This window comes from Flavobacterium sp. KBS0721, from assembly GCF_002007065.3.
Classification (GTDB): domain Bacteria; phylum Bacteroidota; class Bacteroidia; order Flavobacteriales; family Flavobacteriaceae; genus Flavobacterium; species Flavobacterium piscis.
This window is the reverse complement of record NZ_CP042170.1, coordinates 834,250-850,532: the sequence shown is the minus strand read 5'-3', so window position 1 is coordinate 850,532 and position 16,283 is coordinate 834,250. Positions and strand designations below refer to the sequence as shown.

Annotated in this window: 12 protein-coding genes; 6 read left to right on the top strand and 6 right to left on the bottom strand. The window is 35.4% G+C overall.

The window, feature by feature from the left end; genetic code table 11:
* Position 1 precedes the first annotated feature (1 nt).
* Positions 2-1,048 (bottom strand): thiamine-phosphate kinase, encoded by a 1,047-nt coding sequence (thiL, locus tag B0M43_RS03940; protein WP_065448779.1) that lies wholly within the window; start codon positions 1,046-1,048, stop codon positions 2-4.
* Positions 1,049-1,237: 189 nt separating this feature from the next.
* On the opposite strand from thiL, the gene B0M43_RS03935 reads away from it, so the two are divergent.
* A complete protein-coding gene (locus B0M43_RS03935) occupies positions 1,238-2,170 on the top strand; it encodes a 1-phosphofructokinase family hexose kinase (protein WP_078006772.1) in 933 nt (310 codons plus the stop codon).
* 398 nt (positions 2,171-2,568) lie between these two features.
* Positions 2,569-3,051 carry a DinB family protein gene (locus B0M43_RS03930; protein WP_078006773.1) on the top strand — a complete coding sequence of 161 codons (483 nt, stop codon included), beginning with the start codon at positions 2,569-2,571 and terminating at the stop codon, positions 3,049-3,051.
* Between the two features lie 68 nt (positions 3,052-3,119).
* Here B0M43_RS03930 and B0M43_RS03925 read toward each other — a convergent pair whose 3' ends face one another.
* The gene (locus B0M43_RS03925) at positions 3,120-4,076 is read right to left on the bottom strand and encodes a YafY family protein (protein ID WP_078006991.1); all 957 of its coding nucleotides are present in this window, start codon (positions 4,074-4,076) and stop codon (positions 3,120-3,122) included.
* Positions 4,077-4,182: 106 nt separating this feature from the next.
* Positions 4,183-4,797, bottom strand: a complete 615-nt coding sequence (locus B0M43_RS03920; protein WP_078006774.1) for an outer membrane beta-barrel protein — start codon at positions 4,795-4,797, stop codon at positions 4,183-4,185.
* Positions 4,798-5,239: 442 nt separating this feature from the next.
* Here B0M43_RS03920 and B0M43_RS03915 point away from each other — a divergent pair, with 442 nt between their 5' ends.
* Positions 5,240-6,379 carry a matrixin family metalloprotease gene (locus B0M43_RS03915; protein ID WP_078006775.1) on the top strand — a complete coding sequence of 380 codons (1,140 nt, stop codon included), beginning with the start codon at positions 5,240-5,242 and terminating at the stop codon, positions 6,377-6,379.
* A gap of 98 nt (positions 6,380-6,477) precedes the next feature.
* Here B0M43_RS03915 and lepA read toward each other — a convergent pair whose 3' ends face one another.
* The 3 genes from lepA to B0M43_RS03900 form a co-directional block, all read right to left on the bottom strand.
* On the bottom strand, positions 6,478-8,274 hold the full coding sequence (lepA, locus tag B0M43_RS03910; RefSeq protein WP_065448776.1) for a translation elongation factor 4: 1,797 nt from the start codon (positions 8,272-8,274) through the stop codon (positions 6,478-6,480).
* Between the two features lie 162 nt (positions 8,275-8,436).
* Entirely contained in the window at positions 8,437-9,171 is a 735-nt protein-coding gene (locus B0M43_RS03905; protein ID WP_065448775.1) for an NUDIX domain-containing protein, read from the bottom strand.
* The gene (locus tag B0M43_RS03900; protein ID WP_065448774.1) at positions 9,171-9,887 is read right to left on the bottom strand and encodes an NUDIX domain-containing protein; all 717 of its coding nucleotides are present in this window, start codon (positions 9,885-9,887) and stop codon (positions 9,171-9,173) included. Before B0M43_RS03900 ends, B0M43_RS03905 begins: the two co-directional genes overlap by 1 nt.
* 356 nt (positions 9,888-10,243) lie before the next feature.
* Between B0M43_RS03900 and B0M43_RS03895 the strand changes: the two genes are divergently transcribed.
* From B0M43_RS03895 to B0M43_RS03885, 3 genes are read left to right on the top strand one after another with little or no spacing between them, the layout of a single operon-like run.
* Entirely contained in the window at positions 10,244-11,773 is a 1,530-nt protein-coding gene (locus B0M43_RS03895; RefSeq protein ID WP_371295976.1) for a xylulokinase, read from the top strand.
* Between the two features lie 2 nt (positions 11,774-11,775).
* Entirely contained in the window at positions 11,776-13,095 is a 1,320-nt protein-coding gene (gene xylA / locus B0M43_RS03890; protein WP_065448772.1) for a xylose isomerase, read from the top strand.
* 44 nt (positions 13,096-13,139) lie between these two features.
* Positions 13,140-16,274, top strand: coding sequence for a TonB-dependent receptor (locus B0M43_RS03885; protein WP_078006776.1), 3,135 nt, complete (start codon positions 13,140-13,142; stop codon positions 16,272-16,274).
* The last annotated feature ends 9 nt before the right edge of the window (positions 16,275-16,283 follow it).

The window sequence follows — 16,283 nt, the reverse complement described above, 5'->3', positions numbered from 1 at the left end:
TTTACTCGCTCAAAGCATCCCAACCACGAGCCTTCAAAGGAATTTGAGTGTTGGCGCGTGTAACCAGATTAATTCCTTCGCTTTCGTCTGCCATATGACCAATGATAGAGAAATTAGGATTTCCTTTTATCTTATCAAAGTCATTAATGTCAATGGTAAACAGCAATTCATAATCTTCGCCGCCATTAATAGCAACTGTTGTACTATCAATATTAAACTCCTCGCAAGTCGAAATAAATTGCGGATCCAGCGGCAGTTTATCTTCGTATAAATTACAACCCACTTTTGATTGTTTGCACAAATGAATAATTTCAGATGATAATCCGTCTGAAATATCGATCATCGATGTTGGTTTAATTTCAAGAGCGTGTAATAAAGTACGAACATCTTTTCTTGCTTCAGGTTTTAACTGTCGCTCGATTAAATAGCTGTACATATCAAGATCAGGCTGACTGTTTGGATTCACCTGAAAAACCTGTTTTTCGCGCTCCAAAACCTGCAATCCCATATATGCAGCACCAATATCGCCGGTTACAACCAGTAAATCAGTTTGTTTAGCTCCATTTCTATACACAATTTCATCTGCATCAGCTTCACCAATAGCAGTAATACTAATAATTAATCCTTTTTGCGATGAGGTAGTGTCGCCGCCAATAACATCGACTTTGTATTCTTTTGCAGCGTGCGTAATCCCCTCAAATAATTCTTCTAAGGCTTCTAACGGAAAACGATTAGAAACAGCCACAGAAACGGTTATTTGCGTTGGTCTGGCATTCATGGCACAGATATCAGATATATTTACAACAACTGCTTTATATCCTAAGTGTTTTAAAGGCATATAAGCCAAATCAAAATGTACGCCTTCGATCAGTAAATCAGTAGAAACAACTACTTTCTTGTCTTTAAAATCAAGAACAGCAGCATCATCGCCTATACTTTTTAAGGTAGATTCCTGAGTAACATCAAAATTTTTGGTTAAATGTTCAATTAAGCCAAACTCGCCTAATTGCGCTATACTGGTACGTTGCGGATTTTTATCTTCGATCATTTTTTTTTAAGTTCCAAAGTTTCTAAGGTGCAAAGGTACAAAGGTTTTATCGAATTTAGCCGGAAGTTATTTTCAACCGCCTTATCTCTGCGCAAAGATGCACGGCAACGCATTTATGTCTCCTAAATTTTATTCTTTTGGAAACAGCATTTTTTTTCGGATCTTTAATAGAATTAAAAAACAGAAAAAATGAAAACATTCGATATAGTAACCTTAACCGTAAATCCTTCGGTAGACAAAAGCACTCATTTTTCTGGTCTCATTGCCGAGCAGAAAATACGATGCGCAACACCACAATTCGACGCAGGCGGAGGCGGAATAAATGTTTCAAAAGCAATTTCTCGCTTACGCGGAAGTTCATTAGCAGTTTTTACATCAGGCGGACCAGTGGGCGAAATGCTGAAAGATTTAGTAAAACAGGAAAAAGTAGATTTTGAATCAATTGAAACTAAAACGGCAACCAGAGAAAACTTTATAGCTGTTGATGATAATACCAATTCGCAATATCGTTTTGGTTTTACCGGAGATGTTTTAACTGATTCAGAAGTTCAGAAAGTTTTAGCAACCGTTTCAAATTTAAAACCAAAATTTCTAGTCGCAAGCGGAAGTTTAAACGAAGGTTTGTCGACTGATTTTTATCAAAAAGTAGCTGAAATTGCCAAAGCATCAAATTCAAAATTAATCATAGATACGTCAGGAGAAGCCTTAAAGAAAGTTTTGGAAACCGGAGCATATCTTATAAAACCAAACGTGGGTGAACTCGCAAAATTAGTTGGAGTAGAACGCCTGGAAATGGAAGAAGTAAACGAAGCCGCCAAAAAAATTATTGCAAAAGGCGGAGCCGAAATTGTAGCAGTTTCTTTAGGGCCGCAAGGTGCAGTTTTGGTTACAAAAGATCATTATGAATATGTTCCTGCACCAAATGTTGCCAAAAAAAGCACCGTTGGCGCCGGAGACAGTATGGTGGGCGGCATGGTTTGGGCATTGTCTCAAAATAAAAGCCTGAAAGAAGTCATTCGCTGGGGAGTTGCCTGCGGATCTGCCGCAACAATGAATGAAGGAACACAATTGTTTAAATATGAAGATGCACATCGTTTGTTTGAATGGTTGAAAAACAAATAAAGATCCAAGATATAATTATCACAATCTATAGAGATGCACAATGTAGATACACCTGCATTTTAGAGGCGCGCAGCAGTGCGTCTAACACATCGTAACCATAAAGTAAACCCGACAGGTTTTTAAAACCTGTCGGGTTTCGCACGTAATGACATAAAGATTTTAATTGTAGAGGCGCGCAGCAGTGCGTCTCACGCACAGTAACCTCATTTTATTCCTCTATTGTTTTTATCTTTTTACACAACGTTAATATATTGTGGTTACGTTGTGTGAGACGCACTGCTGTGTGTCTCTACGTTTGTCAGCAGGAAAAAAAATATTTATTTTTTTTCCTGCTGACAAACCGTTGTCACCGACCCTCAATACTTTTGAAGTATTAAAAACATTTAAACTTTAAAATTATGAAAACATTAGCTGCCCAAGTAATTACTCCCGAAGATTTGTTGAAACACTGGCAAGGTCACCGCGCCCTTACTCGTCGTGTAATTGAATTGTTTCCGGAGAAAGATTTCTTTGAATTTTCGATAGGGGGAATGAGAAGTTTTGCTAAACTGACAGATGAACTTTTGGCCATCGCAGTTCCGGGACTTAAAGGAATCGTAAATAAAGAAGTGAAACCCTTTAGCGAAGAAGCATCAGAAAAAATGATTTTTAAAGCGCAATATCTTGAAAAATGGGACGAAGCAACTGCTGAAATCAACCAATATTGGGAGAAATTATCAATTGAAGATTTTAATGAAAACTTTAATCTTTTTGGTCAATACGAATTTCCGGTAATCCAGAATATTCTGTATTTTATTGATAACGAAGTACACCACCGCGGACAAGGATATGTGTATCTGAGAGCTTTAAATATTACTCCTCCTTTTTTCTGGGAAAGATAACATTTTTGAAGATTGTCTAAATAAAAAAACTCCTGAGATGAAAGTAAAATTCAGCTTAGGAGTTTTTTTTATAACAGTTTTTTTCTGTTGCTTTCGATAAGTTCCAAAACCCGGTCTTTTAATCTTTGAGGTTCTAAAATTTCAGCATAATCACCAAACGTTAAAAACCAACGCGAAAAACCTTCTTCGATATTGCGTGACATGAAGGTCATTTCGATCTCGTCGCCCACTTCTTTTTCAGAAACAAATCCATGATATTTTTGCTCGTATCGAAGATAATTAATAATTTTTTTCGAAGCTAAAATACGGACTTTCGTGGTCGGAATTGTTTCGTTTTTCTTTAAATAAGTTTCTAGTGAGTCGTGTTCTATTGTAAAATCACAGTCGGTTTTCTGAATTCCCAGAATTCTATCGGTTCTAAATTGGCGGTAATCTTTTCGTAAGTGGCAATAACCCAGAAAATACCAATTGTTATGATCATGAAAAACGCCAACAGGCTCAATGTTTCTATTACTTGCTTCTTCGGCTTCAAGAGTTTTATAACAAAGTAAAATTTGTTTTTTCTCTGCAATACTTTCAAACAAAACAGCCAAAGTGTTAGGCGAACTGTCATGAAACAAGGGTTCCTGACTCTGCATTAAAATTTTCGACTCAATGTTCGAAAGCCAGTCTTTATCATTACTCCTCAAAACCGATTTCAATTTATACATTGCCGATGCGTAATGAGACCCAAGCGACGGATCTGTAAATTTCTGCATCAATTTTTCGGCAGCAATAAAGCTGCTTACTTCCTCACGGGTAAACATCACCGGAGGCAATCTGTAACCATCCATTAAAGCATAACCCACTCCGGCTTCGCTATAAATAGGAACTCCAGATGCTTCAAGAGTTCGAATATCACGATATATGGTTCTTAAACTCACTTCAAAACGATGGGCTAATTCCTGTGCCTTTACAATTTTTTTAGATTGTAACTGAATAAGAATAGCAATAATCCGGTCAAATCGTTTTGGGGTTTCGTCCATTTTTTCTTTTAATTGAAGATTCAAAGATACAAAGGTTCGAAGTTTTGAAATAAAAAAAGCTGTCCCAAATTGAGACAGCTTTTTTGAAGATTTAAGCGATATAAATCTAGAATCTGTATAAAAGACCAAATTTAGGTTGATCAAATATGTTTTCGAATAAATTGATGTTTAATTGAAAAGTATCAGATGATGGCCCATTTTCTGGCGATACGCTATTGTAAGATAAGATATTTGCTAAAGTAAAAGTAACCGCTAGGTTTTTGGTTAAGAAATAATTCAAACCAACATTAATATTTGCTGTTAAGCTATTACTATCATTAGAACCGGTACTATCTTCAACCTTATTTCGTCCATAACCTAATCCAACTTCCCCATAAGCTTTAAAACGTTTTTTGTCCAATTCTAATGCATAATATCTTGCAAATCCACCTATGCCAAAGATATTTGTTTTAGTATTTGTTGATTCATATTTGTCGCTCGAATAGCTTACCTGTCCTCCAACAGCAAATTTATCATTGAGAAAGTATCCGAATTTTGGATTAAAGGCATAATAATCGCGATCGCCTCCTGTACTGATTTGTATTGCGCCTTCTAGAAACATATCTCCGTTTTGAAAAGTAATGCCTTTTGCAGAATTCATTTCAGAGTCGACTTCTTCTTGTTGCGCATTGGCGAATGAAAAAGTTAACATTGATAAAATAATAAAAAATCTAGTTTTCATAATAATTGCTTTTAAAAGTTGTAAGATTAAAATTATGTTTTTCGTTTTAAAACTTTTAGAATTACAATCAATAGCATTAAAATTGAAGTTATTGAGTTAATAATCCTACTTTTTTATAAGTATTTACCTGTTTATTTTTTGAATAAGTTATGTTCTTTTTAGGATTATATTAAATGAAAAACTCATAAATTATATTATCGAATGACATAAAAAAATTTTATTAAGCATGAGGGCTACTAATTTTAGCGTCACTATTATTTGTAGGAATTACAATTTTTGTGTTTAACATTTGCTAAAAATTTATTTACACCATAAAATAATTTTACTAACATAAGTATGAGAATTTAGTAAAAATCAATAAATAAAAATTTTTGTGTTAAATATTTAATTTGTATTAATATAAATCTGACTTTTGTTGAGTTTAATTTTAAAAATTAATTTTATGAAAAGAAATATCCTATTATTATTTTTAATTGTATTTTATTCATGCAACGACGAATCTTCAGAATTATCTCCCAATGCCGAACAGTCTAAAGTTGCTTTTAGGTCTTGTACAACAATAGAACCTGATATTGCTGGAAGCTCTACAGGAAGAGTTTCTTACAAAGGTTTTTATTGGCTACCTGGGCAGACAATAAGAATTAAATTTTTGAATGGAGATGAATATCTTCAGAATAAAGTAAAGCAATACGCTAATCAATGGTTACAATATTCAAATCTAAAATATGAATGGGTAACTAGTGGGAGTGCTGCGATTAAAATTGGTTTTAAGTGGAATGGTGACGTGGGATCTTGGTCCACTATTGGTAATGACTGTTATACAGTTGCACAGAATTCACCATCAATGAATTTTGGATGGTTTGACAATAACACGTCAGAAGAAGAGTTTAGTCGTGTTGTGATTCATGAATTTGGTCATGCTCTAGGATTTGCACATGAGCATCAAAATCCTACTTCGCCTATCCAATGGAATACAACTGCAGTATATGATTATTATGCACTTGCAGGATGGGATAAGCAAAAAGTGGATAATAATATTCTAAATAAATTTTCACCATCACAAGTTGATTATAGTAATTTTGATTCTCAATCAATTATGTTGTATTCATTCCCAAGTAGTTTAACTTTAAATGGTTATTCTTTTCCTTGGAATACTATATTATCTGATGAAGACAAGTCATCTGCTCAAACATTATACCCAACTGCCACTACTACGATTACTAACAGATTAGTCTCGGGAGAAGGTTTGAAATCTGGATATTCTATTAGATCTAAAAATAATTATTATAAAATGAGTCTAAAGAATGATGGGAATCTCGAAATTATGTCTTTGGCATCAGGGCAAATTATATGGCGATCAAATAGAACCTCGGTAGTAGGGACTGCTGCACGCGCGGAAATGCAGACAGATGGAAATTTTGCAACATTTAAGGGTACTACACTTTTATGGAGTACTGATACTTCTGGAAAGTTAGGAGCGTATATTAGTTTAGAAAACGATGGTAATTTGGTTTTAAGTAATTATCGTGGACAAACTTTATGGTCATCGAAAGGTGGAAAGGTAAATTCTCCATTTCTTTGAAAGTTAAAAGGATATATTAGCACACTTATTAGCTTATAAAAAACTCAGGACTATACGAAAGTATAGTCCTGAGTTTTTTATATATGAAAAAAAAGGAATTAATCGTTCAATTTCAAAACAGCCATAAAAGCTTCCTGAGGAATCTCAACATTTCCTACTTGTCTCATACGTTTTTTACCTTTTTTCTGCTTCTCAAGTAATTTACGCTTACGCGAAATATCACCACCATAACATTTTGCGGTAACGTCCTTACGAAGTGCTTTAATCGTTTCACGAGCAATAATCTTAGCCCCAATTGCCGCCTGAATCGGAATGTCAAATTGTTGTCTTGGGATTAATTCGCGTAATTTCTCGGTCATTTTTTTACCGATGTTGTAAGCGTTGTCTTCGTGAATCAAAGCTGAAAGTGCATCAACCGTTTGAGCGTTCAAAAGAACATCCAGTTTAACTAATTTCGAAGTTCTCATTCCGATAGGAGAGTAATCAAAAGAAGCATAACCTTTAGAAACTGTTTTTAGACGATCGTAAAAATCGAATACAATTTCTGCCAATGGCATATCAAAATTCAATTCAACACGTTCTGTAGTCAAATACGTTTGATTGGTAATCTGACCACGTTTTTCGATACATAGACTCATTACGTTTCCAACGAAGTCAGATTTTGTAATGATGGTTGCTTTGATATATGGCTCTTCAACTCGATCTAAACGAGAAGGTTCCGGTAAGTCAGAAGGGTTGTTTACAACAAATGGAACTTCTGGTTCTTTTTTGGTGTAAGCCAAATACGAAACGTTAGGAACTGTAGTAATAACCGTCATATCGAACTCGCGCTCTAAACGTTCCTGGATAATTTCCATGTGCAGCATTCCTAAGAATCCGCAACGGAAACCAAATCCTAACGCTGCAGAGCTTTCAGGAGTAAAAACTAGTGAAGCATCATTCAATTGCAGTTTTTCCATAGAAGAACGCAAATCTTCATAATCTTCAGTATCAACAGGATAAATTCCGGCGAAAACCATTGGTTTTACATCCTCAAAACCCGTAATCATATTAGTCGTAGGCGTTTTAGCATCTGTTAGTGTATCACCAACTTTTACTTCTTTGGCTTCTTTAATTCCTGAAATCAAATAACCAACATCACCAGCAGAAATAACATTTTTAGGAACCTGATTTAGTTTTAAAGTTCCAATTTCGTCAGCAAAATATTCATTGCCTGTAGCCATGAATTTAATTTTTTGCCCTTTTCTAATTTCTCCGTTTTTTACACGGAAAATAACTTCAATTCCACGAAACGGATTGTAATGTGAATCAAAAATCAAAGCTTGTAAAGGCTCATCCACATTTCCTGACGGAGGCGGAATTTTTTCGATAATGGCAGCTAAGATATTCTCAACACCAAAACCTGTTTTTCCGGAAGCATGAATAATATCTTCTAATTTGCAACCTAATAAATCGATAATATCGTCACTAACCTCTTCAGGATTAGCACTTGGTAAATCTACTTTATTCAAAACCGGAATAATTTCCAGGTCATTTTCTAAAGCGAGGTATAAGTTTGAAATCGTTTGTGCCTGAATACTTTGTGCAGCATCAACAATCAAAAGTGCGCCTTCGCAAGCTGCAATAGATCGTGAAACTTCGTATGAAAAGTCAACGTGACCGGGAGTATCAATAAGATTTAAAATATATTCTTCTCCTTTATAGGTATATTCCATCTGAATGGCGTGACTCTTAATGGTGATTCCACGCTCACGTTCCAGGTCCATGTTGTCAAGCAATTGAGCTTTTTCTTCACGAGCTGTAACGGTTTGTGTAGCGCCCAATAAGCGGTCTGCCAATGTACTTTTACCGTGGTCAATGTGTGCAATAATGCAAAAGTTACGTATCTTCTTCATTTTATAATATCAATTCTCTATACGAGTTTAAGTAATTCCGGGTATAAATTTGTTCTGTAACAATTGCTTTACAGAGTGTTATTAAGGCGCAAAGATAGCGCAAAGTTTTGGATTCTGGAATGATGATTACTGATTGTTGGAATCTGTAATTTAAAATCAGTTTTAAAACTCAAAATTGAAACCTTTTTCAGTGAGTTTTTTATAGATTTCGGGATCAAATTTATAGAGTTTTGCGGCTCTGTGCGAAACATCTTTCTGTTTTTCGTCAAGTGCGACTAATAATTTCATGTGCAGTATTTTTCTGCGGAAATTTGATTTGTCCAATTCAATTCCTAATATTTCTTCGTAGAGATGCATTAACTGCAAAAGAGTAAATTTCTCCGGCAAAAGATTAAAACCAATTGGTGCCTGACGAACACGATTACGCAATTGCATCAAACTAAATTCGAGAATTTCGTTGTGGTCAAAAATCAAATCCGGAATGTCTTTAATTTTATACCATTTCGCTTCAATTACAGAAATGCTGGCTTTAATATTATAATCTTCCCGATTAACCAGAGTATAATAACCAACTGTTATAACTCTCGTACTTTTTACACGATCAGGATCTGTAAAAGCTTTTAGCTGTTCGAGGTAAATATTGTCAAGACTTGTAAGTTCATATACTATTCGAAGCGCAGCATTATCAATACTTTCGTCTAAATATAAATCTCCACCAAGAAGCCCCCATTTTCCGGCACTAGCTCCTCCGGCATGTTGTACTAAAAGTACTTCCAGGTTTTTTTTATCGAAAGAAAAAATAACGCAGTCAATCGTGATGCCATGTATAACTGTTTTTTTATCTGCAGCTATATTGGTATTTGTTTCCGAAATATTTTGAGAAGATGAAGAGGCCATTAAAATTCAAAGTTAAATCCTTTTTCCGTCAATTTTTTGTAAATATCAGGATCAAACTTATATAATTTTGCGGCTCTGTGTGAGACATCTTGTTGTTTTTCATCTAAAGCAACCAATAATTTCATGTGAAGAATTTTTCTGCGGAAATTAGATTTATCCATTTCGATTCCCAAAATTTCTTCATATAAATGCATCAATTGTAATAAAGTAAATTTTTCAGGCAAAAGATTAAAACCAAGTGGCGCCTGACGAACTCTGTTTTGCAAATGTTTTAAACTGTAAGCCAGAATTTCATTATGGTCATAAATCAAATCCGGAATGCTATTAATTTTATACCATTTAGCATCAGCGGCCGTAAAACCTGCTTTAATATTATAATCTTCTCGTTTTACCAAAGCATAATAACCAATCGTAATAACGCGTCGAAGCGGGAAACGATCGGGATCTCCAAAAGCTTTTAATTGCTCTAAGTAAATATTATCAAGACCAGTAAGTTCGTTCAATAAACGATGTGCGGCATTATCTGTACTTTCTTTTTTATAAATCCATCCTCCCGGAAGTCCCCATTTTCCTTTACTAATACCTTCTCCGTGTTGTACCAATAGTACTTCTAAACTTCCTTTATCAAATCCAAATATGACACAGTCAATCGTGATCGCATTCATTGCGGTTTGTTCACCTTTTAAAGATGAATCGTCGTCTACATTTTTGACCATATGCTACTTAAATTTTAAACAAATTAAATAAATAAAATGTATAGTTGGTTTTATAAATCCTTTATATTTTTTTTAACGAAATAATTTTCTGACAATCAGCTGTTTGTAATTAGTTAGAAAATGCCATTATAAAATTATAATTCCTAAACGGCTGATTGTCAAATCGCTAATTCGTTATTTTTTTGATATTTTTTTATTCTATTTCACTTAATATTTTATTGTATTCATAAAAATGATCCTCTTATTATCAGAATTGGAAAAATATAACCCTAATATTTTGTTAATATAGAAAAAATGTTTTACACTTGTAGTCAAATTAACCATAAGATAAGTTCAGTTTGACTATAAGTTTAAAAATGGACAAATCTATAACTAACTTAAAATACCACCAAATGTTTTTTTTAGGAATTGATTTAGGAAGCTCTTCGATAAAATTATCAATTTTCGATCCTGAAAAAGGAGTGACTATTGGAGCAGTGAGCGTTCCGGATTTTGAAATGCCGATTATTGCACAACAATTTGGTTGGGCAGAACAAGATCCTGGATCCTGGTGGCAGTATGTTAAAGATGGAATCCACCAATTAGGCGCAAAATCGAATATTGATTTAAAGAAAATTGCCGGAATTGGAATTGCTTATCAAATGCACGGTTTGGTTTTAACCGATGAAAATTTGAATCCCGTTCGTTCTTCGATTATTTGGTGCGACAGCCGTGCTGCGATTATTGGAGATGAAATTTATGCTAAAATAGGTGCTGCGAATTCTCAAAAACAAATTTTAGGAAGTCCCGGAAACTTTACCGCATCAAAACTAAAATGGGTAAAAGACAATCAGCCTGAAATTTTCGCAAAAGCAAAATACATGATGCTTCCTGGCGATTTTATTGCGGCGAAATTATCAAAAATAGCTCAAACAAGTACATCAGGATTATCAGAAGCTGCTTTGTGGAATTTCTCTGAAGGAAAACTGGCAACTGAAATCCTTTTTCAAATGGGATTATCTTCAGATATAGTTCCGGAAATTGTTTCCAATTTTGGAATTCAGGCCACCATTCACCCCGAAATTGCTCAGGAATTAGGATTAAATCCCGATGCTAAAATTACCTACAGAGCCGGAGATCAACCCAACAATGCATTGTCATTGAATGTTTTGAAACCTGGCGAAATTGCTACAACAGCCGGAACTTCGGCAGTAGTGTATGCCGTAAGCGATCAGGATGCTTACGACAAGCAAAACAGAATCAATACTTTTTTACACGTCAATAATACAGAATCAGAAAAGCGCAACGGAGTGATGGTGTGCATAAACGGTTCTGGAATTTTATACCAATGGTTACGCAAAATCATGTCGGTCGACAGAGCGGAATTAATTGCGTACGAAAAACTAAATGCAGAAGCTGCAAAAGTTGAAGCCGGAAGTAGCGGACTTCGTTTTTATCCTTTCGGAAATGGCGTTGAGCGTATTTTCAATAATAAAAATGCCACTTCGGGAATTCAGAATTTAAACTTCAATATTCATCAGCCATCACATTTGGTGCGCGCAGCCTGCGAAGGAATTGTGTTTGCCATGAACTACGGTTTTGATGTTATGAAAGAAGTTGGAGTTTCTGGAACTGTAGTTCGCGCAGGAAATTCGAACTTATTTTTAAGTCCGGTTTTTAGAGAAATCTTCACCAATACAACCCAAACAACTTTAGAATTATACAATACATCCGGAGCCGAAGGTGCAGCAAGAGGCGCCGCTTACGGTTTGGGATTTTACAATTCGCTCGACGAAGCTTTCGCAGGATTGCAATGTTTAGATCGTATTGAACCCAACAAAATCCTGACATCGCAATATCAGGATTACTATCAGGAATGGAAAAGTCAAATTAAAATAGAACAATAATAATGAGCACAACTAATCAATATTTTAAAAACATCGATACTATTAAGTTCGAAGGCAGAGAAAGTACTAACCCATTGGCATTTAAATGGTACGATGAAAATCGTGTTGTTGCGGGAAAAACTTTAAAAGAGCATTTACGTTTTTCAATGGCATACTGGCACACGCTATGTAACACAGGTGGAGATCCGTTTGGAGCTTCGACTGAAACTTTTTCATGGGATAAAAATGAAAATGTGATTTTAAGAGCTAAAGACAAAATGGATGCGGCTTTTGAATTCATGACAAAATTAGGTTTGCCTTACTATTGTTTTCATGATGTTGATGTGGTAGATGATGCACCAACATTGGCAGAATTTGAAACTCGTATTCAGACGATGGTTGAATATGCGAAACAAAAACAACAGGAATCAGGAATTAAATTGTTGTGGGGAACTTCAAACTTATTCAGCAATCCACGCTATATGAATGGTGCTGCAACCAACCCAAACTTTGATGTTTTGGCGTATGCAGGAGCTCAGGCAAAAATTGCTATTGATGCAACAATTGCTCTTGGCGGAGAAAATTATGTTTTCTGGGGAGGACGTGAAGGTTATATGAGTTTGTTAAACACAGACATGAAAAGAGAATTAGACCACTTAGGAAGATTCTTAAATACTTGTAAAGATTACGCACGCAAAGAAGGTTTTAAAGGAAACTTCCTTATCGAACCAAAACCAATGGAACCAACCAAACATCAATACGATTATGATGCGGCGACTTCACTAGGTTTCATTAATAAATACGGACTTCAAAACGATTTTAAATTAAATCTTGAGGTAAACCACGCAACGCTTGCCGGACACTCTTTTGAGCATGAATTGCAGGTTGCCGTTGATGCCGGAATGTTAGGAAGCATTGATGCCAATCGTGGAGATTACCAAAATGGTTGGGATACAGATCAATTCCCTATTAATCTTCAGGAAGTGACTCAGGCTATGTTGGTTATCCTTGAAGGTGGCGGAATTCAGGGTGGAGGTGTAAACTTTGATGCTAAAGTGAGAAGAAATTCAATCGATTTAGAAGATAAATTCATTGCACACATCGCAGGAATGGATGTTTTTGCAAGAGGATTAATCTGCGCAGATCAGATACTACAAAATACAGATTACAGAAAATTACGCACGCAGCGTTACAGTTCATTTGACGGCGGAAACGGAGCCAAGTTCGAAAACGGAGAATTATCTCTTGAAGATCTTAGCAAAATTGCCCGTGCAAGTGGAGAACCTCAACCACTAAGTGGAAGACAGGAATTATTCGAACAGATTATTTCGAATGCGTACTAAGACTAAAAATTACTAACTATAATTTAAACCAATTCTTAACTATTATGAAAAGCAAACATTGTATTAAAACAACACCGCTCTCGTTTTGTATGGCGCTGTTGCTTAGTGTATTTATGATGCAGTCCGGTTTTGCCCAGGAGCAATCCCAATCGATAACCGGAAATGTAAAATCAGGAGATGATGGTATGAGTGTTCCCGGTGCTACCGTAGCTATCGAGGGCACGAAAACAGCAACATCTACAGATTTTGATGGAAATTTTAAATTAGATGCCAAAACCGGTAACGTAATCGTAATCAGTTTTATGGGATTTAAAACACAACGTATCACCGTTGGTACTCAAAAAACAATCGCTGTTACTTTACAAACAGAAGCGGCAGATCTTAAAGAGGTTGTCGTTATTGGGTACGGTTCACAAAAGAAAACACTTGTTACTAATGCTGTTACTCAGGTGAGCGGAGAAAACCTTGCCAAAACCAATACAACCAATGCGCTACAGGCACTTCAGGGGCAGGCAGCGGGTATCCAGATTACCTCTACTTCGGGGCAACCGGGAGAAGGATTAAATGTGGTGATTAGAGGTGTGGGTTCAACAGCAGGAAGCAGTCCGTTATATGTTGTAGACGGAATTCTTACTAGTGATATCTCTTATTTAAGCAATTCAGATATAGAATCTATTTCTGTATTAAAGGATGCTGCATCTGCTGCAATCTATGGTTCGCAAGCTTCTAATGGAGTTGTTTTGGTAACAACCAAAAAAGGAAAAAGAGGTGCTGCAGGACAAGTTACTTTTGATCAGTATTATGGAGTACAATCAGTATCCAAAAAAGTTGATTTACTAGATGCAACGGAGTATGCGACTATATTAAATGAGGCGAGACTAAACTCTGGAAATACGCCATATTTTACCAATGCTCAAATTGCTGCAATGGGAAAAGGAACCAACTGGATGGATAAAATGTTAGTGGATAACGCAGCGACTAAAAACTTCGCATTTGGTGTTTCCGGTGGTTCAGATACTTCTGTTTATTCCTCATCTTTATCTTATTTAGGACAAGAAGGAGTTGTAGGAGGTAAAGATTTATCGAACTATGAGCGTTATAATTTCAGATTCAATTCAGAACATAAATTATACAAAGACGTTTTGACTTTTGGTCAGAACTTAAGTTTTGCTTACATCAATAAAAACGGAATTGGAGTTGGAAATCAGTACAGCAATGCTTTAAGAAGTGCTTTCCAGGTATCACCGTTATTACCAATGTACGATGCAAATGGTAACTATTACGATAGTACCAAAAACAGTGAGCCTTGGTTAGCGGGTCAGGCAAATCCTTATGCATTAATGGAGTATAACAATCAAAATGAAAACAATAACCAAAAATTATTGGGTAATGTTTATTTGCAAATTGAGCCAATAAAAAACTTAACATTCAAAACTACTTTAGGTCTTGATTATTATGCTGGTGAAGGACATTCTTATTTGCCTAAATATAACTTATCGATTTATGCAAACAGTCTTGCTGATAAAGTAACACAAAATATGAACAAAGGTAAAACACTTACCTGGGATAACTTATTGACGTATAAATTTAATGTTGCCGACTCGCATCATTTTGAAGCAATGGTGGGAACATCATCTATTAATTTTGACGGAACGACTATACAGGCTTCAAATGTAGATTCATTTTTTGATGATTTAGAGCACGCCTGGTTAGATAATACAACCAATAAAGACGGAGCAGGAAAAATAACATTAAATGGTATCAAGCAACAGACGAAAAGGATGTCTTATTTTGGAAGATTAAATTACAATTATAGAGAAACCTATTTGTTAAACGCGACTTATAGAGTCGATGGATCTTCCATTTTTTCTAAGCAAAATGAATGGGGTTATTTTCCGTCAGTTTCAGCAGGCTGGATCGCATCAAACGAAGAATTTTTAAAAGATTCAAAAGTGATCAATTTTCTTAAATTGAGAGCATCTTGGGGTCAGGTTGGAAATCAAAATGCAAGAGCTTTTCAATATTTATCATCAATAGAAGTAAAAAATACCAACTACAATTTTGGAGACGAAGAAGGTGTTCTTACTCCAGGAGCATACCCTGACAGATTATCTAATGTAAATTTAAAATGGGAAACTTCAGAGCAAATTGACCTTGGTCTGGATGCAAGATTTTTAGACAATGCATTAAATCTTACTGTTGATTTTTATAAGAAAACCAACAAAGACTGGTTAATATTGGCGCCAATTTTGGCAACCGCAGGTGCCGACGCACCATTTATCAACGGAGGAAATGTTGTAAATAAGGGGGTTGAGATGAGTTTAAATTACCAAAACAGTATTGGAGATTTTAAATACAGTGTGAGTGCCAATGGTGCTTACAACAAAAATACAGTTGGCGAAATACCTACAAATGACGGAATGATTCACGGATTACCGAATGAACTTTATGATAATTCAAGTGAATTTTACAGAGCGCAAAACGGATATCCATTAGGTTATTTCTGGGGATATAAAACGGGAGGTGTTTTCCAAAACCAAGCACAAATTGACAATTATAAATCAGCAAGCGGTGTAGTGTTACAACCTACTGCAGCTCCTGGAGACATTATTTATGTAAATACAAACGGAGATGATAAGATTGATGCTACAGATAAAACCAGTATAGGAAATCCTAACCCTGACTTTACTTACGGTTTCTCTTTATCTGCGAGTTATAAAGCTTTTGATTTTTCGCTTTTGGCAAATGGAGTAGCAGGAAACCAAATCGTACAATCGTACAGAAACCAATCTAATGCTTTCGGAAATTACACTTCTGCAATATTAGATCGTTGGCACGGAGAAGGATCTTCTAACACAGTACCAAGAGTAACAGAAGACAACAGAAACTTTACGCAATTTTCTGACTTATATGTTCAGGATGGTGATTTCTTAAGAATTAGTACAGTAACATTAGGATTTGATTTGGCAAAAATGAAACAATCAAAACCATTTTTTGCAAGTCAGTTCAGAGTTTACTTTTCAGTATTAAACCTTTACACTTTCACGAAATACAACGGTATGGACCCTGAAATTGGATTTGGTTCTTCAAACGATGACCAGAAATTTTCATCAGGTGTAGATGTTGGATATTATCCAAGACCAAGAACATTCATGTTAGGATTAAATGTTAAACTTTAATAAATAAAA

Excerpts from the sequence above, each read along its gene's own strand:
- xylA (WP_065448772.1), top strand. The coding sequence starts at position 11,776 with ATGAGCACAACTAATCAATATTTTAAAAACATCGATACTATTAAGTTC.
- B0M43_RS03930 (WP_078006773.1), top strand. The coding sequence starts at position 2,569 with ATGAAAACATTAGCTGCCCAAGTAATTACTCCCGAAGATTTGTTGAAA.
- B0M43_RS03920 (WP_078006774.1), bottom strand. The coding sequence starts at position 4,797 with ATGAAAACTAGATTTTTTATTATTTTATCAATGTTAACTTTTTCATTC.
- thiL (WP_065448779.1), bottom strand. The coding sequence starts at position 1,048 with ATGATCGAAGATAAAAATCCGCAACGTACCAGTATAGCGCAATTAGGC.
- B0M43_RS03885 (WP_078006776.1), top strand. The coding sequence starts at position 13,140 with ATGAAAAGCAAACATTGTATTAAAACAACACCGCTCTCGTTTTGTATG.
- B0M43_RS03900 (WP_065448774.1), bottom strand. The coding sequence starts at position 9,887 with ATGGTCAAAAATGTAGACGACGATTCATCTTTAAAAGGTGAACAAACC.
- B0M43_RS03905 (WP_065448775.1), bottom strand. The coding sequence starts at position 9,171 with ATGGCCTCTTCATCTTCTCAAAATATTTCGGAAACAAATACCAATATA.
- B0M43_RS03925 (WP_078006991.1), bottom strand. The coding sequence starts at position 4,076 with ATGGACGAAACCCCAAAACGATTTGACCGGATTATTGCTATTCTTATT.
- B0M43_RS03915 (WP_078006775.1), top strand. The coding sequence starts at position 5,240 with ATGAAAAGAAATATCCTATTATTATTTTTAATTGTATTTTATTCATGC.
- lepA (WP_065448776.1), bottom strand. The coding sequence starts at position 8,274 with ATGAAGAAGATACGTAACTTTTGCATTATTGCACACATTGACCACGGT.
- B0M43_RS03935 (WP_078006772.1), top strand. The coding sequence starts at position 1,238 with ATGAAAACATTCGATATAGTAACCTTAACCGTAAATCCTTCGGTAGAC.
- B0M43_RS03895 (WP_371295976.1), top strand. The coding sequence starts at position 10,244 with ATGGACAAATCTATAACTAACTTAAAATACCACCAAATGTTTTTTTTA.